The 1,342-nt window shown below is 38.2% G+C and carries 3 protein-coding genes and 1 pseudogene; 2 read left to right on the top strand and 2 right to left on the bottom strand.

Features of this window, described 5'->3' with window-relative positions; all coding sequences use genetic code 11:
* Positions 1–74 precede the first annotated feature (74 nt).
* Positions 75–353, top strand: a complete 279-nt coding sequence (locus MCO_RS09685) for a hypothetical protein (protein ID WP_007554315.1) — start codon at positions 75–77, stop codon at positions 351–353.
* A gap of 47 nt (positions 354–400) precedes the next feature.
* Here the strand turns inward: MCO_RS09685 and MCO_RS09680 are convergent, their stop codons facing one another.
* Positions 401–688, bottom strand: a complete 288-nt coding sequence (locus MCO_RS09680) for a HigA family addiction module antitoxin (protein ID WP_007554314.1) — start codon at positions 686–688, stop codon at positions 401–403.
* Positions 689–703: 15 nt separating this feature from the next.
* A complete protein-coding gene (locus MCO_RS09675; protein ID WP_007554312.1) occupies positions 704–985 on the bottom strand; it encodes a type II toxin-antitoxin system RelE/ParE family toxin in 282 nt (93 codons plus the stop codon).
* 138 nt (positions 986–1,123) lie between these two features.
* Between MCO_RS09675 and MCO_RS09670 the strand changes: the two are divergent.
* Positions 1,124–1,342, top strand: a pseudogene (locus MCO_RS09670) (hypothetical protein); the annotation flags it as partial.

Raw genomic sequence — 1,342 nt, 5'->3', positions numbered from 1 at the left:
AAGGTGCTGCCTTCAACAAAAATTACATCTAGAGGATTGGCTTGTTTGAGAGAACAAATCTTTGGGGGTGTACAATGAATAGCAGTATCGATTTTTTATATGATTTGTGGATGGCTTTGTTTAAGCTTTCTAACCATCGAGGCATTGGAGATGAGGACTGCAATGCTATAGTTGAGGTTATGGAATCAGTCGTAGATGCTCTGGTTTTAAAGCTTCAAGATGACGTGCCCAATATTACAAAAATCTTGGCAATTTTGACAGATTTTGGAGCTTCAGAAATTCCACATCGTATGGATTCTTTGTTGCGAGCTTATGAACCAAGTTTGGAGAGCCCTGTCGTGAAAGCTGCTTAGATTAAAAGAATATGATTTATCTCCCCGTTTTTACAGCGGGGAGAACGTTAAGAGGCTTCTTCTAAAAGTGAAATATGCGAAATCGGATTATTATGCCGTGCTTGCCAAAGATCATGTTTTTGTTGCAATTTAAGCCAGAATTCCGCATCATTTAAACCAGCCATCTCCAAGCGTAAGGCTAGGTTAATGCTAATTGCTGCATTACAGTTTAAAACACGTGATAAAGTTAAACGTGCAACACCAAGACGATTTGCTGCCTCTGTTACCGTTAATCCTAGTGTATCCAGTAACTCTTCTCTTAAAATGCCACCGGGGTGTGGAGGATTGTACATCATAATAACACCTTAAAATTAGTGATAATCTTGATAATCAACAAGTTCAATATCTGTTCCAATGAAACGAAAGGTAACACGCCAATTGGCATTTACACGCATCGACCAATAGCCTTTTAAATCGCCAGTAAGTGCATGCAGACGATATGATTTAATTGTTACTTGTTCAGGCGAGGATATTGTATCTAAAATTACCAAAATATTTGCTAATTTTTTAGCATGTGCAGATTGTATGCCTTTGTGTGATCCTTTTTCAAAGAACAACTTTAATCCTTTATGCTTAAAACTAACGATTGCCATACACTTACCTTTTGATACTTGATACTATACACCATGCACTTATGTTAATCAAGTGTGTAATCAGTACGTCGTAAAACCTCATCTTTAAGGGCGGGGAGGAAGTCAAATAAAGATGGCATCAACTAAACAGGAATATTCATGCATCCGAGAGAGACGATAAGGGAAAGCTTTGTTGCGTTGATCAAAGCAGCAAAGACGGCGGCTGGTGACAATGTTTTCAATATGCGTGATTTCAATTTATTTATTGAAGCAATGCCGGCGATTAATATCTCAACGCAAAGTGAAACGATTAAAGATGGATATGATTATGGGGTAAGGCAGCGTGTTTTAACAGTGGATGTTGAGTGCTACGACACA

It is taken from the genome of Bartonella sp. DB5-6, from assembly GCF_000278115.1.
GTDB lineage: Bacteria > Pseudomonadota > Alphaproteobacteria > Rhizobiales > Rhizobiaceae > Bartonella > Bartonella refiksaydamii.
This window is presented reverse-complemented; position numbering and strand designations above follow the sequence as displayed.

Bases quoted from the DNA above. Each gene is read 5' to 3' on its own strand.
- MCO_RS09680 (WP_007554314.1), bottom strand. From the start codon at position 688: ATGATGTACAATCCTCCACACCCCGGTGGCATTTTAAGAGAAGAGTTA.
- MCO_RS09675 (WP_007554312.1), bottom strand. From the start codon at position 985: ATGGCAATCGTTAGTTTTAAGCATAAAGGATTAAAGTTGTTCTTTGAA.
- MCO_RS09685 (WP_007554315.1), top strand. From the start codon at position 75: ATGAATAGCAGTATCGATTTTTTATATGATTTGTGGATGGCTTTGTTT.